Annotated in this window: 16 protein-coding genes and 1 riboswitch; of the genes, 3 read left to right on the forward strand and 13 right to left on the reverse strand. The window is 69.9% G+C overall.

The genetic code is table 11. The annotated features are described in order from the left end of the window. Positions 1-92: 92 nt before the first annotated feature. Positions 93-362 (reverse strand): hypothetical protein, encoded by a 270-nt coding sequence (locus tag ACFWPS_RS15305; protein ID WP_383705054.1) that lies wholly within the window; start codon positions 360-362, stop codon positions 93-95. Next, positions 362-6,940, reverse strand: coding sequence for an RHS repeat-associated core domain-containing protein (locus ACFWPS_RS15310; protein WP_383705056.1), 6,579 nt, complete (start codon positions 6,938-6,940; stop codon positions 362-364). The genes ACFWPS_RS15305 and ACFWPS_RS15310 overlap by 1 nt, the downstream gene beginning before the upstream one ends. A gap of 353 nt (positions 6,941-7,293) precedes the next feature. Between ACFWPS_RS15310 and ACFWPS_RS15315 the strand changes: the two genes are divergently transcribed. From ACFWPS_RS15315 to ACFWPS_RS15325, 3 genes are all read left to right on the forward strand, one after another. Then, positions 7,294-12,162, forward strand: a complete 4,869-nt coding sequence (locus ACFWPS_RS15315) for a LamG-like jellyroll fold domain-containing protein (protein WP_383705059.1) — start codon at positions 7,294-7,296, stop codon at positions 12,160-12,162. A gap of 135 nt (positions 12,163-12,297) precedes the next feature. Continuing rightward, a complete protein-coding gene (locus ACFWPS_RS15320) occupies positions 12,298-13,452 on the forward strand; it encodes an LOG family protein (RefSeq protein ID WP_383705061.1) in 1,155 nt (384 codons plus the stop codon). A gap of 160 nt (positions 13,453-13,612) precedes the next feature. Beyond that, on the forward strand, positions 13,613-14,317 hold the full coding sequence (locus ACFWPS_RS15325; RefSeq protein ID WP_383705063.1) for an LAETG motif-containing sortase-dependent surface protein: 705 nt from the start codon (positions 13,613-13,615) through the stop codon (positions 14,315-14,317). A 79-nt stretch (positions 14,318-14,396) separates the two neighbouring features. On the opposite strand, the gene ACFWPS_RS15330 is transcribed toward ACFWPS_RS15325, so the two are convergent. The 11 genes from ACFWPS_RS15330 to rpsB all read right to left on the reverse strand — a co-directional run bounded on the left by ACFWPS_RS15330 (position 14,397) and on the right by rpsB (position 26,838). Further along, positions 14,397-15,422 (reverse strand): ABC transporter ATP-binding protein, encoded by a 1,026-nt coding sequence (locus ACFWPS_RS15330; protein WP_383705065.1) that lies wholly within the window; start codon positions 15,420-15,422, stop codon positions 14,397-14,399. Further along, entirely contained in the window at positions 15,422-17,020 is a 1,599-nt protein-coding gene (locus tag ACFWPS_RS15335) for an ABC transporter permease (RefSeq protein ID WP_383705067.1), read from the reverse strand. The genes ACFWPS_RS15330 and ACFWPS_RS15335 overlap by 1 nt, the downstream gene beginning before the upstream one ends. 44 nt (positions 17,021-17,064) lie before the next feature. Beyond that, a complete protein-coding gene (locus ACFWPS_RS15340) occupies positions 17,065-18,138 on the reverse strand; it encodes a thiamine ABC transporter substrate binding subunit (RefSeq protein WP_383705069.1) in 1,074 nt (357 codons plus the stop codon). Positions 18,139-18,220: 82 nt separating this feature from the next. After that, positions 18,221-18,328: riboswitch (TPP riboswitch) on the reverse strand. A 43-nt stretch (positions 18,329-18,371) separates the two neighbouring features. Continuing rightward, positions 18,372-19,478: a 23S rRNA (adenine(2503)-C(2))-methyltransferase RlmN gene (gene rlmN, locus ACFWPS_RS15345; protein ID WP_383705071.1), complete on the reverse strand. Its 1,107-nt coding sequence runs from the start codon at positions 19,476-19,478 to the stop codon at positions 18,372-18,374. A gap of 67 nt (positions 19,479-19,545) precedes the next feature. Beyond that, positions 19,546-20,334 (reverse strand): VOC family protein, encoded by a 789-nt coding sequence (locus ACFWPS_RS15350; RefSeq protein WP_383705073.1) that lies wholly within the window; start codon positions 20,332-20,334, stop codon positions 19,546-19,548. Between the two features lie 37 nt (positions 20,335-20,371). Continuing rightward, positions 20,372-21,616, reverse strand: a complete 1,245-nt coding sequence (locus tag ACFWPS_RS15355) for a cytochrome P450 (RefSeq protein WP_383705075.1) — start codon at positions 21,614-21,616, stop codon at positions 20,372-20,374. Positions 21,617-21,825: 209 nt separating this feature from the next. After that, a complete protein-coding gene (locus ACFWPS_RS15360) occupies positions 21,826-23,163 on the reverse strand; it encodes a phosphatidate cytidylyltransferase (protein ID WP_383705077.1) in 1,338 nt (445 codons plus the stop codon). Further along, complete coding sequence (gene frr, locus ACFWPS_RS15365) at positions 23,163-23,720, reverse strand: ribosome recycling factor (RefSeq protein ID WP_089098486.1); 558 nt, start codon at positions 23,718-23,720, stop codon at positions 23,163-23,165. Before frr ends, ACFWPS_RS15360 begins: the two co-directional genes overlap by 1 nt. 146 nt (positions 23,721-23,866) lie before the next feature. Further along, positions 23,867-24,625 carry a UMP kinase gene (gene pyrH / locus ACFWPS_RS15370; RefSeq protein WP_383705079.1) on the reverse strand — a complete coding sequence of 253 codons (759 nt, stop codon included), beginning with the start codon at positions 24,623-24,625 and terminating at the stop codon, positions 23,867-23,869. A gap of 214 nt (positions 24,626-24,839) precedes the next feature. Next, a complete protein-coding gene (gene tsf, locus ACFWPS_RS15375) occupies positions 24,840-25,676 on the reverse strand; it encodes a translation elongation factor Ts (RefSeq protein ID WP_383705081.1) in 837 nt (278 codons plus the stop codon). Between the two features lie 190 nt (positions 25,677-25,866). Then, a complete protein-coding gene (gene rpsB / locus ACFWPS_RS15380) occupies positions 25,867-26,838 on the reverse strand; it encodes a 30S ribosomal protein S2 (RefSeq protein WP_383705083.1) in 972 nt (323 codons plus the stop codon). Positions 26,839-26,862 lie beyond the last annotated feature (24 nt).

Here is a 26,862-nt window from a genome sequence, read left to right on the forward strand (position 1 = left end):
CCGCGGGGCGAAATCCCTCCGCGGCTCGCCGCGACGGGCGGCGCCACGAACTCGCGCCGCCCGTCGATCACTCGCTTTGACTCACGGCACCTTCACGACAGATCGATGGGCGCCGGGTTCCACTTGTACCGCGCGTCGTCCTCGTCCTTGAGAAGAACTCCGGCTTCTGCCATCCGGTCAAGAATGTCCACGAGCATGTCGCCCAGCGGATATCCGGCCGTCCAGAACATCCGCTTCACCTGGGAGAACTTCTGGTCGCGCGGAAAGACGCCAAGGAACACCCCGAGCAGGAATGCCGCGTCGTCGTAGTCCCGCCAGTCGGCCAGGATCTCCTTGAGCTCCATGCCGTCTTCCACTTTCATCAGGGCTCCTCACCCTCGGCTTCCGCAAGGAACGCCTGGACGTCCTCCATGGACTCGGCCTGTGTGTTGATCCAGTCGTTCTGGGACGACTGGATCCGCGCGTTGTACTCGTCGGGTGAGACGCCGTTCTCGTCCGGCCCGAGCATGATATGGAACTCGTCGTCGGGATCTGGCCGCGCCTTGAGACCACGCGCGGCGAGTGCGTCATCCTTGATGGCCCACAGCGGGTCCTTGGACTGCCCGCCCTTGAGCCAGTTCGGCCGTGCCACCTTGAACATCTTCGGCAGATTGGTGCCGGTCGAGAGGCCCGGGGGTGTGGCACCGTCTTCGTCGACGACGATGTTCCCGTCCTCGTCGAGGTTGTCCTCGTAATCCCTCTCCCGTCCGCCGAGAGTACGGGCGGAGTTGCCGAGCATCGGTTTCCCGTCCGCCCCGGCACGCATCGTGCGGAAGTAGATGGCACCGGCCGCCGTCACCTTCCACCAGTGGCACTCGCCGAAGAACATGCACATGGTGCCGCGTTCGTTCGCCTTGGCCTGTTTGTCGAGTGCCGCGTGCAGCCCGCTCACCTCATCGGCGAACGACTTGGAGCACAGGCCCGGTTTCCCCTTGCACACGTCGTCCCAGGTGCCGACCTCGGTGCCGTACGAGAGCAGCTTGTCGGGCATTTTGTACGTCGCCGCACGGGGGTCGAACATCTTGTCGTAGTGCGTCTTCAGTTCCTTCGCGAACGCCGCGGCCAGCTGCTTGATGTTCGGGGTGTTCGCACTGAAGCCGAAGTGGGGCGAGATGAAGACGGGATGCGGGTGGTAGTTCGAGCAGTTGTGCGCGTTGCACAGGCTGCCGAAGCCCTGCTCGTCGGCGAGGCTCTGCGAGATCGGCGTGCCGCCCGGATCGACCGGCTTGTTCATCGTGGGATCGGCCCACCAGTTGTCCTCGCCGGTCGGGTCGGACAGGGTCACGGGGTCGTTGCCCGCGTAGTCGTAGCCGGGCAGCTCGTTGGTGTCCATGGACTCGAACACCGGGTCGTCCGACAGGAACCGGCCGGTGTATGGGTCGTACTCCCGGGCGCCGAGGTTGACCAGCGAGGTCGCCGGGTCCGGGGTGCCGCCCACGAAACCCGTGCCGTTCGGGAAGGTGCTCGCCGAGCCGCTGCGGACCTGGCCGAACGGCAGGTACTGGCGGCGGGTGACGGACTGCGTCTGATAGTCGATGGCGAGGGTCTCGCTGCCCTGCCGGTTCGGGATCAGATACTGGATGTCGCCCGAGCTGCTGCGCTGCGCGATGGTGTGGCCGACGAGTGAGTAGTAGCGGGTGCCCGTCAGGGTGTGGGCCGTCGTGTCCTCGGTGATCTGCGCGTCGCCGATGAACAGCGTCGCCTTTCCGGGATCGGTGCGCAGGATGAGCCCGCCGGCGGCGTCGTACAGGTAGCTGGTCGTGCCGCTGCTGGTGGTGTCGGTGGCGACCTTGCCCTGGTCGTTGAGGGTGAGGTCCTGCTTCCCTGCCGCACCGCCGCTGATGCTCTGGGTGTTGCCCGCCGTGTCGTACGTGTACGAGGCGGTGTTCGCGGCGGCGCCGGGGCCGGTGGCGGTGGTGCTGGTGAGGGTGTGCGGCTGGTCGGTCGACGAGCCGGCGGGCGGGTAGTTGTAGGTGGTCGTGGTGTCGTCGGCGGTGGTGCCGGTGGTGGCGTGGTCGGTCTGCGTCTTGCGCAGGCCGTCCGCGGTGTAGGTCCAGCTCTGCCAGTACGGGTTCGGGCCGCCGACGGTGCTGCTCGCGCCCCCGGCGGGGACCGCGGCGCAGTCGTCGGTGGCCGTCCAGGCGCTGCTCAGTCGGTCGGCGTAGTCGTAGGTGTAGCACTGGGTGTCGGTGACGGCTCCGCCGTCCTGTGCGTCGCTGACCGCGGTGAGCAGGCCCGCGCCCTTGGAGATCCTTGCATCGCCCCAGGTGTAGCGCGCGTGGTCCACCACCGTGCCGCTGGTGGAGTCCGTGGTCTGCGCGTCCGTCAGCGCGCCCGTCTGCTCGTCGTAGCCGAGGGACAGTGCGACCCAGTTGGTGGAGGGGCCGAAGGTGTACTGCAGCAGCTGGCCCGACTCCGAGTAGCCGACGGCGCTGACGTAGGTCCAGGCGTTCGTGCCGCTGCTGCTGAGGCTGGTCGGCTCCCCCAACGTGTCATAGCCGGTGGTGAGTGTCTCGGCCGGCAGACCGCCCTCTGCCGGGTCGGCTTCGGTGGCCAGTGATCCGGTCGGCTTGTAGGTGTAGCCGGTGGTGTAGCCGGCGGCGGGGGCCAGCGCCGCCTCGTCGGCCGGCAGGTTCGCCAGGGTGGTCTTCTCCGCGGCGACCTTGCCCAGCGAGTTGTACGCCAGGGCCGTCGTGGTGACCGAGGGGCTGCCGGTGCCCATCTGGTAGGAGGTGCTGGCGGTGGGCATGCCCTTCTTGAGGGTGTCGTACGTCCACGCGTCGATCTGGTTCGCGGTCGACTGGGCGACGCCTCCGGTGGTGTCGTACGCCCCGGTCTTGCGTCCGTCGGCGTCGTAGCTGTACGAGACCTGCTTGCCGCGCGAGTCGGTGGTGTTGAGTACCAGCCCGCCGTCGTCGTAGGCCGTGTGGCCCGTGCCGCTGTCGGGGTCGGAGGCGGAGGTCTGCCGGCCGAGCAGGTCGTACTTCCAGGACCAGGTGTTGCCGGCGGCGTCGGTCTCCGAGGCCCGGTTCCCGTCCGGGTAGTAGGCGTACTTCGTGTCCGAGTAGTCCGAGGCGGTGTCGTTCACCGGATCGGCGGCCGCACCGGTGTGGTACTCGTACAGGTCCGTGACACGGCCGCGGGCGTCGGTCAGCAGGCTCTGGGCCGTGGCACCGGACGGCGGGACCGTGGTGGTGAAGTCGCCGCCGTAGGCGGTGGTCGTGTGCCAGGTCTCGGAGCCGAGCTTGTACGCGGTGGCGACCGTCCTGCGGCCCGCTCCGTCGTAGGTGTAGCCGGTCTCCGAGGCGATCTGGCCGTCCTGCGCCTGGACCAGGGTGCTGTCCGGAACGCCGCTCGCGTTGTACGGGCTGGCCGTCTTGGCCACCTGGCCGATGGTGTTGTAGACGGTGTCGCTGACCTCCCGGCTGCCGTCGGGCGTGGGGGTCTGGGTCTCCCGCACCCGCAGCAGCGCGTCGTAGAGCATGGTCGCGCTGCGGTAGGTGCCGTCGTCGTTGAGCGACTGGGTGGTGATCGTCGACGGGGCGGTGTTGCTCAGCGTGTAGACGTACTTGGTGACCGGCGAGGTGATGCCGGGGTTGAAGACCTGGGTGAGGCGGCCCAGCGCGTCGTAGGTGCCGGAGGCCTTGTAGCCGGCCGGGTCGGTCACCGACAGCGGGAGGTTGCGCACCTGGTCGTAGGTCTTGACGGTGGCGTAGCCGAGTGGGTCGGTCTCGGTGACGGAGGTCGGTTCGGCACCGGTCGTCGGGGCGTACGTGGTGCGGACCGTGCGCTTGTCGGCGTCGGTCGAGGTGACGGGGCGCCCGTACTGGTCGACGGTGCTGCTGGCCATCGTCGTGTAGACGGGGGTGGAACCGGTGTAGGAGGTGGCCTTTTGCGTGGAGGTCGGGTCGCCGACGCTCGGGGTCGCGCCCAGGGTGGTGGAGAGGTCGTAGAAGGTCAGGGTGTCGGAGACCGCGTCCTTCGGCAGCGTCGGCGTGGTGCCGCAGTCGACGGACACCGTGCGGACCTCGTCGGCGGTGTCCAGGATCCACTTCGCGGTGTTGTCCGCGTACCCGGTCGTCGTGCACAGGTCGTCGGCCGAGGTGGAGACGTCGCCGCGGTCGTCGGTCTGGGTGACGCGGCCGTACGCGTCATGGGTGAACGCCGTCTCGGTCACCTGGGTGCCGCCGGCGGCCAGCGGGGTGTAGACCTTGCTGTCCGCGGCGCCGGTGAGGAACGCCTGCTGGTCGGGGAGCCCGGAGACCACGTGGGTGGCGGTGGCGGCCGACGTCCACGGGGTGGTGACGGCGTCGCTGACCACCTTGCCGCTGCCGCTGCCGTTGTACGCGACCGACTCGTACGTCTGGCCGGCGAACTGGTTGGAGTCCTTGACCGGGGCATCGCCGCGGGAGTCCGTGATGCTCACCGAGCGGGTCGCGCCGCCGGGCAGGGTGTCGCCGTCCATGCCGCGGAAGAACGTGGTGTCGGTCTGCGTGACGGGATCGGGGGCGGTGCCCGTGGTGACCGTCATGCCCTGGTAGCCGCGCCACTGGTTCCAGGTGCGCTGCGAGGACTTCGTCAGCGGGTTGGTGTCGTAGTGCCAGGCACCGCCGCCGATGGGGGCGTAGTGGGTGGCGATGGTGTCGTTGACGCCGCCACCGGTGGGGTCCTGCTGGGTGACGCCGGTGACGATGAACTTGTTGAACCAGTCCATGATCGGGCTGGTCTGCCCGGTGGGCGTCCAGTACTCCGGGTAGCACCGCTTGGTGTTGGTGCTCGGGTCGGACGGGGTGCCGGAGGCGCAGTCGGGCGCGGAGTAGTTGACGTTGATGATCGCGCCGGTCTCGGTGGTGATCGTGTTGAGCCGGTGGCGGGTGATGGGCGGGTAGCCGTTGGTGACGTTCACCCGGTTCGAGAGCGGTGTGCCGGTGAAGGTGACCGGCTTCATGGCGATCGGCGCGGTGGAGCCGCCGCCGGTGGTGTCCTGGCCGGTGTGCACCAGGGTGGACAGCCACAGCGCCGGAGAGGTCGAGTCACCCGTCGCCGGGAACGAGTACGTGAAGTCCCACTTGTCGACGTTGGTCTCGGTGGTGCCGGACAGTGCCTGCGTCTGCACCGTGCTCAGCTCGTACTCGGACCAGAAGGTGGGCGAGTCGACGCTGCATGAGGCGCCGCTGGCACAGTTCAGGTCGTACGGGACGTCCGGCCAGTCCGCGGCCGTCGACGAGGACAGCGTGGAGGTCGCACAGCCGGTGGCGGACGTCTTGCAGCGGCCGTTGTAGGTGAGGTTGACCTGTGCGGCGGGGCTGGTCGTGTAGACGGAGTTGTCGCGCTGGCCGTACTGGATGCGGGTGAGCCGGGAGTCCCTGCTGTACGGGGTGTTCGCGGTGGTGCCGAGATCGCGCGCGTAGTAGGCGGTGTCGACCGTGTAGAAGGAGGACATCACGTCGCCGTGCGTGTCCTTCACGTAGTCCAGGTTCCAGCGGTAGGCCTGCTGGCACCAGGAGCTGGAGAAGGTGGCGTTGTAGCAGGGCTGGCCCGACGCGGTGGCGTAGACGGGCTCGGTCAGCACGGAGTTCGTCTTCGTGTCGCCCGTGGCCCAGCCGGGCAGCTCGTCGAGGCCGAAGGTGTACTGGGTGCCGTCGTCGGTGGTGACCCGGAAGTACTCGCCGTTCTGCGCACCGTTGCTCGCGCCGGTGAGGTACTCGACCTTCTCGTCGGAGTCGCCGGCGGGGTGGTACGTGCCCTTCTTGTCGTCCTTGATGAGCGTGGACGTCTGGCCGTTGAGCGAGAGCGTCAGCTGGTTGTCGTCCGACCAGCAGTAGTCCCGGGTCTTGGTGCTGCCCGCGGGGTTCTCGTTGCAGGACTTGTACGAGCGCTCGACGAAACTGGCCGGGAGGCCGAATCCGTCACCGACGACGGACGCCTGGTTGTTCGTCGAGGAGATGAGACCGTCGACCGCCTGGGAGTTGTAGCTCAGCCCGAGCTTCGGCGCCATGCCGCCGGGCACCCCGGGGACGGATATCGGGTACGACCACTCGAAGGCGTCGGAGCTGCCGCCCGCCTGCCACGAACCGGACGGGCTCAGCGAGGTGGCCGAGAAGTCGCCGCCACCGCCGCCGCTGTCCGAGGTCGCCGCCAGCACCGCGCCCTGGGTCTGCTGCACGGCCGACTTGGCGCCGGACCGGGCGGGTTGCCGTCCTCCGGTCGGCTGCGCGCCCGGCAGCGTCACGTCGGCGTGCAGTGAGTGGGCGCTCGTGTCGTCGCGCGAGACCAGCGGCGTCTGGGTGCGGCAGGAGCGGACCTCGGGGGTGGTCAGCGCGCAGGCGGGCAGCCGCACCAGGTGCAGGCGGGAGGCGAAGTCACCGCCGAACGCTCCCGCGTACGCCGAGTAGTCCAGGCTCACCGCGACCTTGCCGCCCGTCGAGCCGGTCACGGCGCCGGCGGTGGGGGCGGTGCTCCTGAGGTTCAGCAGCACGCCGTGCACGCCCGCGGCGGTGGCGGAACGGTGGGGGAGCAGCCGGACCTGAACCCGGGCGGGGGCACCGGCGTGGCCGGCTCGCCCGATCCGTACCGGCAGTGAGCCCGCGCCCGCGGTCTTGCCGCCCGTCCGCGGAACGGCCAGGGTGGCGGTGCCGGTGGGCCAGCCGACTTTCGGGGTCCGGTAGGCCGGCATGTGCCGGGGTGCGCGGTAGTGCGAGCGCACCGGGTGCACGTCAACGGGCTTGGCGTGCGGCGGTGTCGGGGCGTGCCTGGGGGTGGCTGCCGCCGCCAGCGGGCCGGTGCCCGGCAGCGAGAGTGCCAGTACGGCGGCCACGAGTGCCACGACCCGGCCGCGTCCGAACTGCCCGCCGCGTCCTGGTCTCTTGGCCCGTATCGCCCACGCTCTGGTGCCTGCCACGGTCCCGCCCCCCGCACAATTCCTGTGCTGCCACTGTGTGTTCGAAACGAGCGGGAACGTATCCCGGCCGGGGGTACCGGGGTGATCACCAGAACCTGTTCATGGTCATTCCTTTGAGAAATCTATGAGATCGAATATGGGCAGCATTGCAGTCAAGTTCGTTCAATCCAGGGCGCTTCTCCACTGGTCGGAAGGGGGTGGCACTTCCTACGTTCGTCTGCTGTCCCTCGGGATCAGCAACCAAAGGATTCTTCATGCCCCTTCACCGCATGCGCGGCGGCCGCCATAGACCATCCCGCGCACGACGGGCCGCACTGACCGGACTTGTGGCGTTGGCCGTGGTGGTCGGCGTCGTGCCCGCACAGGCAGTCGCCGCCGGTCAGGGCGCGCACGGCGCTCCCCCGGGCAAGCCCGGAGCCGTGCGGGCCAGCCATCCGGTGAAGGACCCCGACCTCCCCACGCTGCCGGACGGGTTCGGTCCCACTCCGGCGCAGCGCCGGGCCATGGAGCGGGCCGCCGCCGGCGCGCGGCGTACGGGGGACAAGGTCACGGTCGATGCGCTGACGACTCCCGTCCAGCGGGTGCGGGCGCTGCCCACGGGCGGCTTCGAGCTGGACAGCAACCCCAAGCCGGTGCGCACCAGGCAGCACGGCCGCTGGGTGCCGATCGACCTGCGGCTGCACACCTCCGCCGACGGACGCCTGGCACCGGCCGCGACCGCGTACGGCAGTGTCTCGTTCTCCGCGGGCGGCAACGCGCCGCTGGTCAGCACCCGTTACGGGGACGCGACGGTGTCCGTCGCCTGGCCCGGGCGGCTGCCCGCCCCGGTCGTGAGGGGCACGACGGCCACGTACCGCTCGGTCCTTCCCGGTATGGACCTGGTGGTGGCGGCGACCGGGGCCGGAGGGTTCACCGACACCCTGGTGGTCAGGAACAGGTCGGCGGCCGCCGATCCCGCGCTGAAGGCCCTGAAGTTGGGCACCACGGTCAGGGGAGGCCGGCTGCGCGGTGCCCCGGACGGCGGGCTGAGCCTGCTGGACACCCACGGCCGTGATGTGATGGACGCCCCGGCCGCGCAGATGTGGGACTCCGACACCACCCTGCGGCCCGCGGGGAGCGCCGCTCACCGGACCGCGGGCGCCAAGGTCGCGGCGGACGCCTCGGACGCCGCCCACCCGGGGCTGGCCGCCCGCCAGGCGCCGGTCGCCCTGCACGCATCCGCCGGGGCGCTCACCCTGACACCGGACGCGCGGCTGCTGACGGGCGGTAAGACCGTGTTCCCGGTGTACGTGGACCCGACGTTCAACTGGCACCCGTACGACCCGGCCGCCCCGCACTTCGACGAGATCAAGCAGGGCTGCCCCAACACCTCGTTCTACGACAAGACCGACGCGCTGTCCGACTCCGGCCGGCTGGGCGTGGGCTACAACGGCTGGTCGGAGGGCGACTGCGCCGCCGGCAGCGAGCACGCGCTGTACCAGTGGAAGCTGTCCTCCACCCTGTACGGGGCGCACATCAACACCGCGACCGTGAACGCCACCGAGGTCTACTCCGCCTCCTGCTCCAGCAGCTACACCGTCGACCTGCACTGGTCCGGCGGCTTCGGCAAGGGGACCGACTGGTCGAACCGGCCCGGCTTCAACAGCTACTCCACCTCGGCCTCGTACGCCCGCGCCTGGAACCCCACCTTCTGCCCGTCCAACGGCGACGTCACCCACGGGCTGAACGTGCTCACCCCGATCAGGTCCGACGCGGCCGGGCACTCCTCCACCTTCGCCGTCACGCTGAAGGAGGACTCCGCCGAAAGCTCCCACAGCGCGTCGGGCTTCTCGCGCTTCACGGACAACCCCAGCCTGGAGATCTTCTACAACACCATCCCGAACGTGCCGGCCGTCGGCACCATGTCCGCGGTGTCCGGCGCGCACTCGGCGGGCTGCGACACCGCCTCCCCGTACCCGTACATGGGGAAGACCGTCGCCTCCACCCCGCCGGTGCTCAAGGCCAAGGTCAGCGACGGTGACGGCGACAAGCTGCGGGCCACCTTCCAGTACTGGGTCGACGGCTCCACCACCAAGGCCACCGGGCTCAGCGGCGACAACCTCGCCAGCGGCAGCTATGCCGCCTTCTCGCTGCCCTCCAGCTTCACCAGCGCCCTGACGAACGGGAAGATCGTCGACTGGCAGGCCAAGGTCACCGACGGCGAGGACACCTCCGCCTACTCCTCGATCTGCCACTTCGTCGCCCAGCCCACCGCCCCCGACGAGCCGACCGTCACCTCGGAGAACAGCCTCTACCCCGACACCGACAACGGGGGTGCGGCGGGCGCGGTGGCGGGCACCGCGGGCACCTTCGACGTGGCCACCAGCGGCGGCGCCAGCGCGACGAAGTTCGTCTACTCCCTCGACGTCGGCCTCGACCCCACCGTCACCCCGGCGGCCTCCCAGACCGTCCCCGCCACCAGCAACACCGGAAAGGTGACCGTCACTCCGTACGCGCCCGGCCCGCACACCCTGTACGTCTACGCCATCGATGCGGCCGGTGACTTCTCCGCCACCCACCCGTACCGCTTCCTGGCCATGGGCCACACCGCCACCACCTGCACGAGCCTGACCGCCTGCTACAACAACACCGGCATCAGCGCCGACGCCACCCCGTCGCAGGCCGACATGGACGGCACCGGCGGCAGCTACTCCGCCACCGACCTGAACAACGTCGGCTGGACCTCCGGCGGCAAGGTCACCGTCGACGGCGCCACGTTCACGCTGCCCGCCTTCGGGTCCGGGCAGAAGGACAACGTGCTGGCCGCCAACCAGACCGTCACCTACAGCGGTTCCGGCAACGCGCTGGAGTTCCTGGCCTCGTCCTCGTACTCGAACGCCACCGACCCCGGCGCCATCGACGGCCAGGCGACGGCGCCGTACGTGCCCGCCGGAAGTTCCGTGACCGGCAGTTACTGCTTCACCGGGACCACGCCTGACGGGCCGTGTGCCGCGACCGGCACCATCAACTACACCGACGGCACCTCCGCCTCGTACGCCCTGACCGTGCCCGGTTGGACCGTCGCCGACGACTCGATCGCCGCGGTGGTCCTTCCGCACCGCAACAACCCCAGCGGACAGGCCGCGAGCAAGCGGCGGCTGTACGCGTTCTCCGTCCCGCTCGACCCGGCCAGGACCATCGCGTCGGTCACCCTGCCCGACGTCGGCAACCGCATCGGCAACCACACGCCCTCGCTGCACGTCTTCTCCCTCGCGACGCGCAACACCACCGCTCGTACGGCGGAGTCCAACGGCACCAGCGTGGCCGCACCGAACGGCCAGACCTGGACCGGCGCCTGGGCCAGCCCCCTCGACGGGGAGGCCGGGGGGATGGGGCCGTACGGCAACCAGACGTTCCGGCTCGCACTTCGCCCCTCCGCCTCGGGCAACACCGTGCGGATCAAGCTCGACAACGCGCTGGGGTCCTCGAAGTTGTCCATAGGGCACGCCACCATCGCCACGTCGTCCGACACGACGCCCAACCCTTACGTGCCCTCAGCGGTACCCAGCGGGACCCCCACCTCTCTGACCTTCTCCGGCAGCCAGAGCGTCACCGTGCCGGCAGGCGGCATGATCTACAGCGATCCGCTGTCCTTCACCGTGACCCGGAACCGGTTCCTGCTCGTTTCTTACTACCTGACGAGCTCGGTCACCGAGATCGTCGGGCACTCCGAGGCCTACGCGGGGCTTGAATACCTCGCCGACCCCGGAACCGGCGACAACACCACCAACACCACAGGGACCCCGTTCACCAGTTCCAAGTGGGGAGGCACTCCGGTCACGGACCTGCTCACCGGTGTCGATGTCACGACCGCCGGCGCCCCCACCCGCGGCATCGTCGGGAACGGCGAGATCGACTCACCGCGCGACAAGGCCTATCCGAGCGGCACGCAGATCGACGACGTGCTGCAACGCTCCGACGCCTCCGGCAGCCAGGCCTACGGCGAGATATCCGAAGGCATCTCCGCGAACCAGATCATGAGCGACTACGCCGACGGCACTCCGCCCAGGACCGGTCCCTCGCTCCTGTCCCGTATCGACCGCGACGTGCTCGACCAGCCGGGAATGGACAACGTCCTCATCTACGAAGGACTCGAAGACGTGCTGGAAGGCGGCCGCACGGACGTCGACCTGGAGACCAACGGCTATACCGCCCTCGTCCAGCAGCTCACCGCCTGGGACATCGGCACGACCGTGAGCACTCTCACCCCCTGCGACGGCTATGCCGGCGGTGGCACCTCGGCGTCGTCCCCCGTCAACGACCCCTGCAGCTCGACCGTCGACCAGTACCGCTCAGCGGTGAACGACTGGCTGCGCAGCTACAACCTCGGAGGGTGGTGGGACACTCCGCCCGTCTTCGTCACCGACATCGACTCGACCCTGGCCGCAGTCGACACCACGAACGGCGAGGAGAAGCTGGCGCCCGGCGCGGACAGCTTCGACCACGTCAATCCGAAGCCGGCGGGCATCGGTGCCATCGTCGGCGCCTACGACTCGCCGCACAACACCTGGAACCTGGACGACGGCGACGGCTACACCTTCGCCAACGACACCGCGCCCACCGACACCGCCTACGCGATGCCCGATCCCACCGTGGGCAACAATCCGCTCACCCTGAGCGGAGGCACCACCTGGACCAACGACACGACCCGTGGCGAGGTGCTGAGCCTCGACGGGACCAGCGGCTACGCCGCCTCCGGCAGCAGCGCGCTGAACACGACCGGCAGCTACTCGGTCTCCGCGTGGGTCGACATGTCCTCCCTGCCCGGCCACAACGCCACCATCGCCGCCCAGGACGGCAGCCAGACCAGCCCCTTCATGCTCCAGTACAACGACACTTACAACGGCACCCCGGGCTGGTCGTTCAGCCTCAGCAAGAGCGACACCGCGGGCGCCGGCTTCTGGAACGCCTACGCCGCCGGCGCCACCGCGGGTACCTGGACACAACTCCTCGGCACGTACGACGCCACCACCCAGACGGCCAAGCTGTACGTCAACGGCACCCTCGCCGCCACCGTCACCGGTGCCGCCTCCTGGAGTTCCTCCGGTGCCTTCACCGTCGGCCGGGGCCAGTACAACGGCGCAGCCACCGACTTCGTACCGGGCGCCGTCAGCCACGTCCAAGCCTGGAACTACGCCCTCACCCCTGAGGAGGCCGACGCACTGAACCGAAATCTGCTGTGACGCCGATCCAGCGCCATTGATCGCCCCGGCGCGGCCGGACGACTGAATTCTCCGGCCGCGCCGGGGCGGGCGTTGTACCCCGGAGCGCCACGAGAGCGCCAGCGGCGGTCCAGGGCTGACGCCTAGCATGGGCGGGTGCCTCCGACACCCGCCCAGCCGCAGCCCGCCCGACCCCGGCCCGCCCAGCCGCACCGCGCCGCCCGTGACCGTGAGATCGAGTCCCTCGCCGAGTTCGACGAGGTCGTCGCCGCGCACGGGACGCTCGCCCGGTACCGGCTCCAGGCCGTCGATCTGACGGACCGTACGGACGTCCTGCTGACCACCGACACCACCGGCGCCGTCTTCCTCGGCTGCCCGATGTCCGCCGAGGCCGCCGCCCGGGTCGGCGCGTCCGGCGCCCTGGTGTTCCCGCCGGTCCCGGACCTCCCCTTCGACCCCTACCGGGCCTTCGTCTACACGCCCGGCGAGCTGTTCGACTCGCTCGACGCGGGCTACGAGGCGACCCCGGACGCCCGCTCGTACGCGTGGTTCCAGCAGACCAGGGCGGACGGCGACATCTTCGGCTCGATGCTGCGCTCGATCCACGACGACGCGGTCTCCGACGCCCTGGACGAACTCCTCGTCGGCGCCCGGGTGGTGGGCGTGATGGGCGGCCACGCGATGGCGCGCTGCACGGCGGAGTACGCCGGTGCCGCCCGGCTCGGCCGGGAGCTGGCACGGGCCGGCTTCACCGTGGCGACCGGCGGCGGGCCGGGCGCGATGGAGGCGGCGAACCTCGGCGCCTACGCGGCCCCCTTCGACGACGGAATGCTCGACGAGGCCCTGGAACTCCTCGCCAAGGCGCCCTCGTTCCGGCCGTCGGTCACCGACTGGGCGCGCGCCGCCTTCGAGGTCCGCGAGCGCTGGCCGGACGGCGGCCCCTCGGTCGGCATCCCCACCTGGTTCTACGGCCACGAGCCGCCGAACGCCTTCGCCGCGCACATCGCCAAGTACTTCGCCAACGCCACCCGCGAGGACGGCCTGCTGGCCCGTTCCAACGCCGGTGTGGTGTTCCTGCCGGGTGCCGCCGGGACCGTACAGGAGATCTTCGACAACGCGACGCCCAACTATTACGAGTCGCGGGGCAAGCCGACCCCGATGGTGCTCGTGAACGAGGCGCACTGGAGCGAGAAGCTGCCGGCCTGGCAGCTGCTGACCTCGCTCGCGGGGGAACGCGCGATGGCGTCCCGTATCGCCCTCGTTGACCGGATCGAGCAAGCTTCACAGGCGCTGAAACGCCTCGCTGATTAATAAGCGAGCAAAGTCAACGCACGTGGACCGCATATGCATTGACACTACTTATGGAGCGCTTATAGACCTGTGAGCCTCCCGGGGATGCTGATGCCTCACCTCACCGTTGCGTCAACTCCCCCCACTACCCCCCGCAGTTATGCACTCAGTAAGGACAAACGTGTCCATATCCCGCCGCAGTGCACGTAGTTCCGTGCGCATCCTGGGTGTTGCCTCCGCGTCGGCCGCGCTGGTCCTGGGCGTGTCCAGCACCGCCCTCGCGTGCAACATCTCCGAGTTCTCCGCCGAAGCCACCTGCGACGGCTCCAACGGTGTCATCACCGTCACCGACCAGGACGCCACAGGTACTCCGGCGACCATCAGTGTCTTCCTCGAGACCAACGGCGCCGACGCCAAGCAGGTCGGCGACGCGAAGCCCATCAAGGGCACCAAGGAAGGTGCGACGGTCAGCTTCTCCGAGGACTGGGCGCCGAACGCCGTGTACCGTATCCGCGTCACGACCGACAACGGCAAGGTCGATGCGGACATCAAGGACAACCTGACCACTCCCTCCACCGCCTGCAAGGCAGCGGAGAGCACCAGCCCCTCCCCCTCGGAGTCGGCCACCCCGTCGCCGTCGGAGTCCGAGTCCACCCCGGCCGAGTCGGACTCCCCGACCCCGTCGGCCACGGACAGCAGCAGCACCGCCCCGGCGTCCACGTCGGACAACGCCCCGTCCCCGGCCGTCGGTGAGTCGAACCTCGCCGAGACCGGTGCCAACTCCAACACCGGCCTGATCGCCGGTGTCGCGGCCGCGCTCGTGGCGGTCGGCGGTGGCGCGGTCTGGTTCGGCATGCGCCGTCGTGGCGCGCACAGCGGTAACTGACGCACCTCACGCTCGTACACCGTCGAGGCCCGTCCCCGTATCCCCGGGGGACGGGCCTCGGCCGTACCCGCGCACGCGGTCAGTCCAGTACGACGGTCTCCGCCGCGTCGAACTCGACGCCCACCGCGTCCCCGGCCTCCGGTGCCTCCCGCAGCGCGCAGGCCGCCGCCAGGCGGGGGCCGCCGCCGTCCTGGGGCTGGAGGTGGACGGTGACATGGGTGCCCTGGAAGGTACGGGCGGCCACCGTGCAGGGCAGCCCCGCGTCGGCGGCGACCAGCCGTACGCCGGCCGGCCGTACGAGCAGGGTCCGCGTCCCCTGCCCGGAGCCCTCGGGCACCGGCACCTTCCCCCACGGCGTCACCGCGACCGTTCCCTCGACGGTCGCCGGGACCACGTTGTCGAAGCCGAGGAAGCGGGCCACGAACTCGTCCGCGGGCCGCTGCCAGACGTCGAGGGGCGTGCCGGACTGGGCGATCCGCCCGTCCCGCATCACCACCACCCGGTCGGCCAGTGCGAACGCCTCGCCCTGGTCGTGCGTCACGGCGAGCACGGTGGTGCCCAACCGCCCGAACAGCTCCCGGAGTTCGACCACGAGCCGCTCCCGCAGCGAGCGGTCGAGCTGCCCGAGGGGTTCGTCGAGCATCAGCAGCCGGGGCCGGGGCGCCAGCGCCCGCGCGAGCGCCACCCGCTGCTGCTCCCCGCCGGAGAGCCCGGCGACAGCCCGCCGGGCCGCCCCCGGAAGCCCCACCAGCTCCAGCAACTCGCCGACCCGCTCGGCCTGTTGTGCTTTCCCCGCACCGCGCATCCGGAGCCCGAAGGCCACGTTCCCGCCCACGTCCCGCTGCGGGAACAGCTGGTGGTCCTGGAACATCAGCCCGACCCCCCGCCGATGCGCCGGCACCCGCGTCTGGTCGTGTCCGTCGAGCAGCACCCGCCCGGAAGCCGGGGGTTGCAGCCCCGCGACCACCCGCAGCAGCGTCGACTTGCCGCTTCCGCTCGGCCCGAGCACACAGACCACCTCGTGCTCGGCGACCTCGAGATCGACGGCGTCCAGCACGGCCCGCCCGCCGAACCGCACGGTGGCCGCGTCGAGAGCCAGCAGCATCAGAACTCCCCCGTCCGGTCGGTCCGCAGCCGTTCGAGCACCAGCAGCGCCACCGCGCACACCACCATCAGAATCGTGGAAAGGGCCATCGCCTGGCCGTAGTTGAGATCACCGGGGCGGGACAGCAGCCGGGCCACGGCGACCGGCAGGGTCGGGTTGTCCGGCCGCGCGATGAACACCGTCGCGCCGAACTCCCCGAGCGACACCGCGAACGCGAACCCCGCCGCGATCAGCAGCGCCCGCCGCACCATCGGCAGATCGACCTCCCGCCACACCCGCCACGGCGCGGCCCCGAGCACGGCCGCCGCCTCCCGCAGCCGCTCGTCCACGGCCCGCAGCACGGGCAGCATGGTCCGTACGACGAACGGGACACCGACCAGCGCCTGGGCGAGCGGGACGAGGATCCAGGACTGGCGCAGATCCAGCGGCGGTCTGTCGAGCGCGATCAGGAACCCGAAGCCGACGGTCACCGCGGACACCCCGAGCGGCAGCATCAGCAGCGCGTCGAAGCCCCGGACCAGCCGCCCCGCGTCCCGCCGGGCCAGTACGGCGGCGGCGAGTCCGCCGATCACCACCGCGATGGCGGTGGCCGCGACCGCGTACTCCAGGGAATTGACCACCGACTCGATCGGCGCGACCAGGAAGGTCCCGCCGTCGGCGTCGCCCAGCGCCCGGTAGTACCCGAACCCCCCGTCCAGCGACCGCCGTACCAGCACGGCCAGCGGCAGCACGAGCAGGACGGCGATGGTGGCGAGGACTCCGGCGAGCAGCGCCCACTGCCCGGCCCCGCGCGGCCGGCGTGCCGTCACCGACGGGTCCACCAGCCGCAGCGCGCTCTCCCGCCGCCGTACCGTCCACGCGTGCACGGCGAGGATCGCGCCGACCGCGACGAACTGGACGATCGTGAGGACGGCGGCCGTGGAGAGGTCGAAGATCTCGGAGGTCTGCCGGTAGATCTCCACTTCGAGGGTGGAGAACGTCGGCCCGCCGAGGATCTGCACCACACCGAAGGAGGTGAAGGTGAACAGGAACACCATCAGCGCGGCGGCGGCCACGGCGGGCACGAGCGCGGGCAGCGTGACCTTCCGCCAGGCGCCCAGCGGGGAGGCCCCGAGCATCCGGGCGGCCTCCTCCTGCCGCGGGTCCAGCTGGGCCCACAGCCCGCCCACGGTCCGTACGACGACCGCGTAGTTGAAGAAGACGTGCGCCAGCAGGATGGCCCAGACGGTGGTGTCGAGCCGTACGCCCCACAACTCGTCCAGCAGCCCGCCCCGACCGACGAGCGCGAGGAAGGCGGTCCCCACCACGACCGTCGGCAGCACGAAGGGAACCGTCACCACGGCCCGCAGCACCTGCTTGCCGGGGAAGTCGAGGCGCGCGAAGACATGGGCGGCGGGCAGCGCGGCCAGCAGGGTCAGCGCGGTGGAGGCGAGCGCCTGCCAGGTGGTGAACCAGAGCACGTGCCGGATGTCGGACTGGCCGAGGACGTCGGCGATCCGCCCGAACCGCCAGACCCCGTCGGCCTTCAGGCCGCGCGTGACGATCGCCGCGACCGGCCAGGCGAAGAAGACGGCGAAGAACGCGACGGGCACGGCCATCAGCCCGAGCCGCGCCGCGCTCCCGCGCCTGCCGGCTGCTCCGGTTACTTCAGTACGAGTGACGTCCACGTCTTGACCCACTGGTCACGGCTGGCGGCGATCCTGTCGGGCGCCATGGTCTCGGGATCCTGGGCGGCGGGCCCGTACTTCGTGAACTCGGCAGGCACGCTCGCCCCCTTCACCACCGGGTACACGAACATGTTCAGCGGCATGTCCTCCTGGAACTCCCTGGAGACCAGGAAGTCGATGAGCGCCTTGCCGCCCTTGCTGTTCCCGGCGTTGCTCAGCAGCCCGGCGAACTCGATCTGCCGGAAGCAGGTGCCGGTCGCGACACCGGTGGGCGCGGTGCTGGGCTTCGGGTCGCCGTAGATCACCTCGGCGGGCGGCGAGGAGGCGTACGACACCACGAGCGGCCGGTCGCCGCCGGCCTTCTTCCCGCCGGCCGAGCCGGAGAACTCCTCGTTGTAGGCCTGCTCCCAGCCGTCGACGACCTTCACGCCGTTGGCCTTGAGCTGCTTCCAGTAGCCCTGCCAGCCGCTGTCCCCGTACTGCGCGGCCGAGCCGAGCAGGAACCCGAGCCCCGGCGAGGACGTGGACGCGTTCTCGGTGACGAGGAGGTTCTTGTACCGGGGCTTGACGAGGTCGGCGTACGACGTCGGCGGGGTCAGCTTGTGCTTGCTGAAGTACGCCTTGTCGTAGTTGACGCAGATGTCGCCGTAGTCGATGGGCGTGACCCGGTGCCTGGCCGCGTCGAGCTGGTACGCCGTACCGACCGTGTCGAGCCCCTTCGCCTCGTACGGCTGGAAGAGACCGTTGTCGAGGGCCCTGGAGAGCAGGGTGTTGTCGACGCCGAAGAAGACGTCGCCCTGCGGGTTGTCCTTGGTCAGGATCGCCTTGTTGACGGCCTGCCCGGCGTCACCGTCCTTGAGGACCTTGACCTGGTAGCCGGACTGCTTCTCGAAGTCCTGGAGCACGTTCTTGGAGACGGCCCACGAGTCGTGGCTGACGAGGGTGATGGTCTTTGACTCGGCCCCGCTTCCCGAGGACGAGGACGAGCACGCGGACAGCGTCACGAGCCCGAGCCCGACCGCCGCGGCCACGAAGGTTCTGGTGTGCATGGTGTGCACTGGTGTTCTTCCTCCTGGAGTTGACCAGGAAGAGACGCGGCCCTGCCCGCGGTGTGCGGGCAGGGCGCAACAGCTTGAGTGATGACCGAACTTCCTACCCAGAATGACCTGGGCGAGGTTCAGAGGGTCTGCGGCCCGGTTGCCGCACTCTCAGCGCTGTGGCGCTCCCCTGTCGGATTATGAAGATGTGTTGGCCAGATCCTACCGCTCGGTGCCTACGGCGGTTACCTCTCGGTCGCCGCGAGCTGACCACAGGCGCCGTCGATCTCCTGACCCCGGGTGTCCCGGACGGTGACGGGCACACCATGCGCCTCGATCGCCTCGACGAACGCCTTCTCGTCCTCGGGCCGCGACGCGGTCCACTTCGAACCCGGCGTCGGGTTCAGCGGGATGAGGTTGACGTGCACGGGCTTGCCCTTGAGCAGCCGGCCCAGCCGGTCCCCGCGCCAGGCCTGGTCGTTGATGTCGCGGATGAGCGCGTACTCGATCGACAACCGCCGCCCGCTCTTCTCGACGTACTCGAACCCGGCGTCGAGGACCTCGCGCACCTTCCACCGCGTGTTCACGGGGACGAGGGTGTCGCGCAGTTCGTCGTCGGGGGCGTGCAGCGAGATCGCGAGCCGGCACTTGAAGCCCTCGTCGGCGAACCGGTGGATGGCCGGGACGAGTCCGACGGTCGAGACGGTGATCCCGCGCTGCGAGAGCCCGAGCCCGTCCGGGGCGGGGTCGGTCAGCGCGCGGATGGCTCCGACCACCCGCTTGTAGTTGGCGAGCGGCTCCCCCATCCCCATGAAGACGATGTTGGACAGCCGCGCGGGCCCGCCGGGCACCTCACCGTCCCGGAGCGCCCGCATCCCGTCGACGATCTGGTGCACGATCTCCGCGGTGGACAGATTGCGGTCCAGCCCCGCCTGCCCGGTCGCGCAGAACGGGCAGTTCATCCCGCATCCCGCCTGTGAGCTGATGCACATGGTCACCCGGTCCGGGTAACGCATCAGCACCGACTCGACGAGCGTCCCGTCGAAGAGCTTCCACAGCGTCTTGCGGGTCGTCCCCTCGTCGGTCGACAGATGCCGTACGACGGTCATCAGCTCGGGGAACAGCGCCTCCCGCAGCTTGTCCCGCGAGGCGGCCGGGATGTCCGTCCACTGCTCGGGGTCGTGCGCGTACCGCGCGAAGTAGTGCTGCGAGAGCTGCTTGGCACGAAACGGCTTCTCCCCGACCTCGGCCACCGCGTCCTTGCGCTCGGCGGGCGAGAGATCAGCGAGATGCCGCGGCGGCTTCTTGGCTCCGCGCGGCGCGACGAAAGTGAGTTCTCCGGGCTTAGGCATAACCCAACCAGTGTCGCAGATCAACTGCGGTGGCCCGCGACCGTGGATTCGGCAGGGGTCCAGGGGCTCAGCGCACGGCGGTGGTGATGATGGCGAGGAGGGCGCCGAAGGGGTCGAGGAACATGGCGAAGCGGCCGATGCCCGGGGCCTCGGTGACCGGGATGAGGACGGTGGCTCCGGCCTCGGTGGCCCTGGCGAGCGTGGCGTCGCAGTCGGTCACCTCGAAGTACGGGTGCCATTTCGGCGTCGATCCGGCGTCGAGGTTGGCCTGGGGCAGTTGCATCAGCCCGCCGTGGGCCGCCGCCGGGCCGCCGCCCGCCGGGGTGAGGACCGTGTAGGTCAGTTCCGGGCCCATCGGCACATCGCGGGTCTGCCAGGAGAAGACCGACTCGTAGAACGATTTCGCCGCGCCGGCGTCGGTGGTGTACAGCTCCGTCCTGGCCAGGCTGCCGGGGACCGCGACGAGGTCCAGGCCCTTTGTGTCGCCCGGCTGCCAGACCGCGAAGTCCGCTCCGGTGGGGTCGACGAAGGCGGCCGCCCGCCCGAAGGCGAAGACGTCCGCCGGGGCGATCCGGACGCTGCCGCCCGCCTGTTCCACGGCCTTGGCGGTGGCGTCGGCGTCCGGGGTGTGGAAGTACACCCGCCAGGACGCGCTCGCGCCCGCCTCGGTGAGCGGGCCGATCCCGGCGACCGTTCCGCCGTCCTGTTCGAAGAAGCCGTAGCCGCCCGCCTCCGGTCCGGCCGACCGGTGCTCCCAGCCGAAGACGGCGGAGTAGAAGGCGGCGCTCGCGTCAGTGTCGGGGGTGCCCACGTCGAGCCAGTTCGGAGCGCCGGGAACATACTGGGTTGTCAGCATTGCGGGGTCCTCCTCGGCCGTCTGCGGCCGCCTTCGCTCACCAGGTCACGGGCAGCGTACGCGGTCCCCGGATCAGGCCCTGGCGCTGGAACTCGACCTCCTCGGGGGGTACGGCCAGGCGGATGCCGGGGAAACGGGAGAGCACCGAGCCGATCATGGTCTCGGCCTCCATGCGGGCCATGATCGCGGCCATGCAGTGGTGGGGGCCGTGGCCGAAGGCCAGGTGGGGGCCGTTGGCGCGGTCGAAGTCCAGGTCGTCCGGGTCGTCGAAGACGGCGGGGTCGCGGTTGGCGGCGACGTAGGCGTTGTAGACGACCTCGCCGGCCCGGATCAGCTGGCCGCCGACCTCGACGTCCTCGACGGCGACGCGCGGGATGCCGACGCCGTTGCGGTGCGGGACGTAGCGGAACAGCTCGTCCACCGCCTTGGGGAGCAGCTCCGGCTCGCGGCGCAGCCGGTCCAGGTGCTTGGGGTGGGTGAGCAGCGCGTACATCATCGAGCCGCTGTTGTTGCGGACCGCGTGCCCTCCGCTGACCTGGATGGCGGTGGCCAGGGAGATCGCCTCGTCGCCGGTGATCTCGCCGTCCGCGGTGGCCTGGGCCAGCACCCCGGCGAGGTCGTCGCGGGGCTCCTCGCGGCGGCTCTGCAGCAGCTCGGCGATCCGGGCCCGGGTGGTCCGGGCGGCCTCCCGGGCGCGCGCTTCCGCGTCGGGGCCCGCGGAGAGCAGCGCCTCGCCGGTGGCCGCCCAGCGGTGCCAGTCCTTCTCGTCGATGCCGAGGAAGTCACGGATCACGGCGATGGGGAAGGGGCCGTGCAGATACTCCATGAGGTCGGCCGGTGGGCCCGCGGCCTCCATGGTGTCGAGGAGTTCGCCGGCCCGGCGCTCCGCCATCGGCCGCAGCCGCTGCATGGCCCGCCCGGTGAAGGCCCGGGCGACGACCCGGCGCAGCCGGTTGTGCCGGGGCGGGTCGATGTACTGGAGGCCGGCCGTCTGGGAGGCCACGGGCGCCGGGCGCATGCTGGTGATGTCGCGGCCGACGACCGACTCCCGGGAGAAACGCGGGTCGGAGGTGACGAAGCGGACGTCCTCGTACCGGGTGACCAGCCAGGCGTCCCCCTCGCCGTGCGCGAGTCTGATGCGGGTGACGGGCTCGTCGCGCAGCAGCTCGTCCAGGAACGGGTCCGGGTCGAGCGCGGGCAGATCGTCGACGGGCCAGAACCGCACCGGCGGAGGAGGCGTGGTCGGGGACGGGGTGGAGGCCGGGGCCGGGTCGAGGGGCATGGGCACACTCCCTGCACGCACGTCGGAGGACACCGCGTCCTCACAGGGAGTCTCCCTCTGACCGGCCTGACCATGCGATTTCTGCTGCGTCATCCGGGGCCGACATGCCGCCGAGCCCCCGCCCTGTGAAGGACGGGGGCTCGCCTACGACAGCTGTACGTCAGCCACTGCCGACGTGTCTGTAGATCAGCCGCTCCCGGCGAAGCAGATCAGCCGCTGCCGACGAACAGCACCATCAACAGCCACACCACCGGAGCCGTCGGCAGCAGCGAGTCCAAGCGGTCCATGATGCCGCCGTGGCCCGGGAGCAGCGTGCCCATGTCCTTGATGCCCAGGTCCCGCTTGATCATGGACTCGCCGAGGTCGCCGAGCGTGGCGCTGGCCGCGACCGCGAGGCCCAGCAGCAGGCCCTGCCACCAGGTACCGTCGTCGATCAGGAACTGCATGCACAGCGCGCCCGCGACCATCGCGAACAGCACCGCGCCGACCAGGCCCTCGCGGGTCTTGCCGGGGCTGATGCGCGGGGCCAGCTTGTGGCTGCCGAAGCGCCAGCCGACCGCGTAGGCGCCGGTGTCGCTGACCACCGTGAGGAGCAGGAAGGTCATGACCCGGAAGGGGCCGTCGTCGGCGGTGAGCATCATCGCGACGAACGTCGCCAGGAACGGGACGTAGAACGCCGCGAAGAGACCCGCCGTGACGTCCTTGAGATAGCCCTCCGGCGGTTCCGTCATCCGCCAGACCAGGATCGCGAGCCCGGTGAGCGCCAGGGCGACCCAGGCGCCCTCGGCACCCCGGGCGTAGCCGGCCACGACCATCGCGGCGCCGCCGAGCGCCAGCGGGACTAGGGGCGCCTTGATGCCCTTGCGTTCCTGGAGCCGGCTGGTCAGTTCCCACAGGCCCACCACGACCGCGACCGCCACGACGCCGACGAAGACGGCCTTGACGACGAACAGGGATGCCACGATCACGACGCCCAGTCCGACGCCGACCCCTATGGCCGCACCCAGGTCGCGTCCCGCGCTCTTCTTCTGCGGCGCGGGCGCCGGCTGTGGGGCGTCGGGCATGGGCTCCGGATTCTGGTTCTGCGGCGCCGCCGCGTGAGGCAGGGGCTGCGCCGACGGTGTTTCGTTGCGGAACGTCTCGTCGCGGAACAAGGGGCCGCTCAGCCGAGCGGCCCCCCGGTCGTCGTCCTGGTCTGAGCCGTACGCGGGTACGTCGTCGGGCACGATGGGCATGGGGCGAGTCTGCTGCGCGTTCTGCGCATCGTACGCGGGACCCGCCGGGACGGCTCCCTGGACATGCCCCTGGTCATAGCCGTGGGTACGACCGAGGTCGTACCCCTGACCGGGAGCGTGGACGTACCCCTGGGCAGGGCCGGATCCGTACCCCTCGCCGGAGCCGTACCCCTGGCCGGAGTCCGGCCCGTTGCCCTGGTCGTAGCCCTGGCCGGTGCCCTGATCGGTCGGTCCCCAGTACCCGGCCGGTGATCCGGCCTGCCCGGCGGGTGAGCCCGCCTGCGGCGGGGCTCCCCAGGATGAGTCGTTCATCAGACTTCGAGAAGCTCCGCTTCCTTGTGCTTGAGGAGCTCGTCCACCTGCGCGACGTACTTCGCGGTGGTGTCGTCGAGCTCCTTCTCGGCGCGACGGCCCTCGTCCTCGCCGACCTCGCCGTCCTTGATCAGCTTGTCGATCGCGTCCTTGGCCTTGCGGCGCACGGAACGGATGGAGACCTTGGAGTCCTCCGCCTTGCCCTTGGCGACCTTGATGTAGTCGCGGCGACGCTCCTCGGTGAGCTCCGGGAACACCACCCGGATGATGTTGCCGTCGTTGCTCGGGTTGACGCCCAGGTCCGAGTCGCGGATGGCCTGCTCGATGTTGCGCAGGGCCGTCTTGTCGAACGGGGTCACGACCGCCATGCGCGGTTCCGGCACGGAGAACGAGGCCAGCTGGTTGATCGGCGTCGGCGCGCCGTAGTAGTCGGCCACGATCTTGTTGAACATCGCCGGGTGCGCACGGCCGGTGCGGATCGCGGCGAAGTCCTCCTTGGCGACCACGACGGCCTTCTCCATCTTCTCCTCGGCTTCGAGGAGGGTCTCTTCGATCACCACTTGCTCCTGCGTGTCTTGAGTAAGGCCCGGCTGCGGTTCCGTTGCGGGGCGGCGGCCGGCTGCGTCGCGTCTTCTTTCCCTGACGGTTCCCGACCGGCAGGACATTGTCCATCCCCCGGTCAGGGTGCGTCAGGTGTTGCCGGTCAGGCCCGGCTGCCCTGGTCACCCACCAGCGTGCCGATCTTCTCACCCTTGACGGCGCGCGCGATATTGCCCTCCGTCACCAGCTCGAACACCAGGATCGGCAGCTTGTTGTCGCGGCAGAGCGTGATCGCGGTGGCGTCGGCGACCTTGAGCTCGCGGGTGATGACCTCGCCGTAGCCGAGCGAGTCGAACTTGACGGCGTCGGGGTTGGTCTTGGGGTCGGAGTCGTAGACCCCGTCCACGCCGTTCTTGCCCATGAGCAGCGCCTCGGCGTCGATCTCCAGGGCGCGCTGGGCGGCGGTGGTGTCGGTGGAGAAGTACGGCATGCCCATACCGGCGCCGAAGATGACCACGCGGCCCTTCTCCAGGTGGCGCACGGCGCGCAGCGGGATGTACGGCTCGGCGACCTGTCCCATGGTGATCGCGGTCTGCACCCGGCTGTCGATGCCCTCCTTCTCCAGGAAGTCCTGGAGGGCGAGGCAGTTCATGACGGTGCCGAGCATGCCCATGTAGTCGGAGCGGGCCCGGTCCATGCCGCGCTGCTGGAGTTCGGCGCCGCGGAAGAAGTTGCCGCCGCCGATGACGACGGCGACCTGCGCTCCGTCGCGGACGACGGCCGCGATCTCGCGGGCGATCTTGTGCACCACGTCGGGGTCCACGCCCAGGCCCCCGCCACCGGAGAAGGCCTCTCCGGACAGCTTCAGCAGAAACCGGCCGCGTACTTTGCCGTCGTCGCTCTTCTGGGCCTTGGTGGTCATGGAGATCCCGCCTCTTTCACGTGTTGCACATACGCATACGAAGAAGGCCATTGCCGGTGGGGTCGCTTTTCGCTGCCCATGCGCGGCAATGGCCTCCTCGTCAGATCTGCCGCCGTCCGTCACGTCCCTGGGTGTGGCGGTGTGTACGGACGACTGCTGTCGACCGACCCTATCGGGATTTCCCCGTGGGTCGCGCGTCGATCGCGGTACGGACTCAGATGCCGACCTTGATGCGCGCGAAGCGCTTCAGGGTGACACCGGCCTCGTCCAGAACCTTCTGGACCGACTTCTTGTTGTCGAGCGCGTAGGGCTGGCCGAGCAGCGTGGCGTCCTTGAAGAAGCCGTTCAGACGACCCTCGACGATCTTGGCGATCGCGGCCTCGGGCTTGCCCTCGGCGCGGGTGGTCTCCTCGGCGATGTGGCGCTCGGACTCGACGACGTCGGCCGGCACGTCCTCCTTGGCCAGGTACTTCGGCGCGAAGGCGGCGATGTGCTGGGCGATGCCCTTGGCGACCTCGGCGTTCGGCTTGTCCAGCTCGACGAGGACACCGATCTGCGGCGGCAGGTCGGGCATCGTGCGGTGCATGTAGGCGGTGACGTAGCCGTCGGCGTACTGCGCGAAGCGGTCCAGGACGATCTTCTCGCCGAGGTTGGCGTTGGCCTCGTCCACGAACGCCTGGACGGTCTTGCCGGGCTCGATCTCGGAGGCGAGCAGCGCCTCCAGGTCGGCCGGAGCGGTCTTGGCGACGTGCTCGGCGATGGTGTTGGCGACGGCCTGGAACCTGTCACCCTTGGCGACGAAGTCCGTCTCGCACTTCAGCTCGACGAGGACGCCGGAGGAGTTGTCGTCGGCGATGATCGAGACCACGGCGCCGTTCTCGGCGGAGCGGCCCTCGCGCTTGGCGACGCCCTTCTGGCCCTTGATGCGGAGCGCCTCGACAGCCTTGTCGACATCGCCCTCGGCCTCGTCCAGGGCCTTCTTGCAGTCCATCATGCCGGCGCCGGTGAGCTCGCGGAGCTTCTTGACGTCAGCGGCGGTGTAGTTCGCCATGAGTCTGTAAGTCTTTCTCGAAGTCTGGAAGATCGAAGATCTGCGCGTCTGCGATCCACATGAATTCCATGGATTCCATGTGCGGATTCCACCTGCAGGGGTGGATCGCGGACCGTTGGCTGACCTACGGATGAACGGTGGGGGCGGAGTTCCTGCCGCCGCCCCCACCGTCAACGCTTCAGCAGAGGGGTCAGGCCTGCTCGGCGTCCGCGGCCGGAGCCTCGACAACGGCCTCGGCAGCAGCCGGAGCCTCGACAACGGCCTCGGCGGCCTCGGCGGCGGCCGGAGCCTCGACAGCGGCCTCAGCGGCAGCCGGAGCCTCGGCCTGCTCGGCGTCGGCGACCTTCTCGGTCTCGGCGGAGGTCTGGACCTCGGCGTCGTCCGCCTTCTTCTCGCCCTCGAGCAGGTCGCGCTCCCACTCGGCGAGCGGCTCGCCGGCGGCCTTCTCGCCCTTGTCGCCGGTGGCGACACGGGAGCGGGAGATGAGGCCCTCGGCGACCGCGTCGGCGATCACGCGGGTGAGCAGGGTGACGGAGCGGATCGCGTCGTCGTTGCCCGGGATCTTGTAGTCGACCTCGTCGGGGTCGCAGTTGGTGTCGAGGATCGCGACGACCGGGATGTTGAGCTTCCGGGCCTCACCGACCGCGATGTGCTCCTTCTTGGTGTCCACGATCCAGACGGCGCTGGGCACCTTGGACATCTCGCGGATACCACCGAGGGTCTTCTCCAGCTTGGCCTTCTCGCGCGAGAGCACGAGAAGCTCCTTCTTGGTCAGACCCGACGCGGCGACGTCCTCGAAGTCGATCTGCTCGAGCTCCTTGAGGCGCTGCAGACGCTTGTAGACGGTCGAGAAGTTGGTGAGCATGCCGCCCAGCCAGCGCTGGTTGACGAAGGGCATGCCGACGCGGGTGGCCTGCTCGGCGATGGCCTCCTGCGCCTGCTTCTTCGTGCCGACGAACATGACCGTGCCGCCGTGGGCGACGGTCTCCTTGACGAACTCGTAGGCGCGGTCGATGTACGACAGCGACTGGAGCAGGTCGATGATGTAGATGCCGTTGCGCTCGGTGAAGATGAAGCGCTTCATCTTCGGGTTCCAGCGACGGGTCTGGTGACCGAAGTGGACGCCGCTTTCCAGCAGCTCCCGCATCGTGACGACGGCCATGGCCGTATCTCCTTGAATTTCTCG

Source organism: Streptomyces sp. NPDC058457, from assembly GCF_042720695.1.
Taxonomy (GTDB): Bacteria; Actinomycetota; Actinomycetes; order Streptomycetales; family Streptomycetaceae; genus Streptomyces.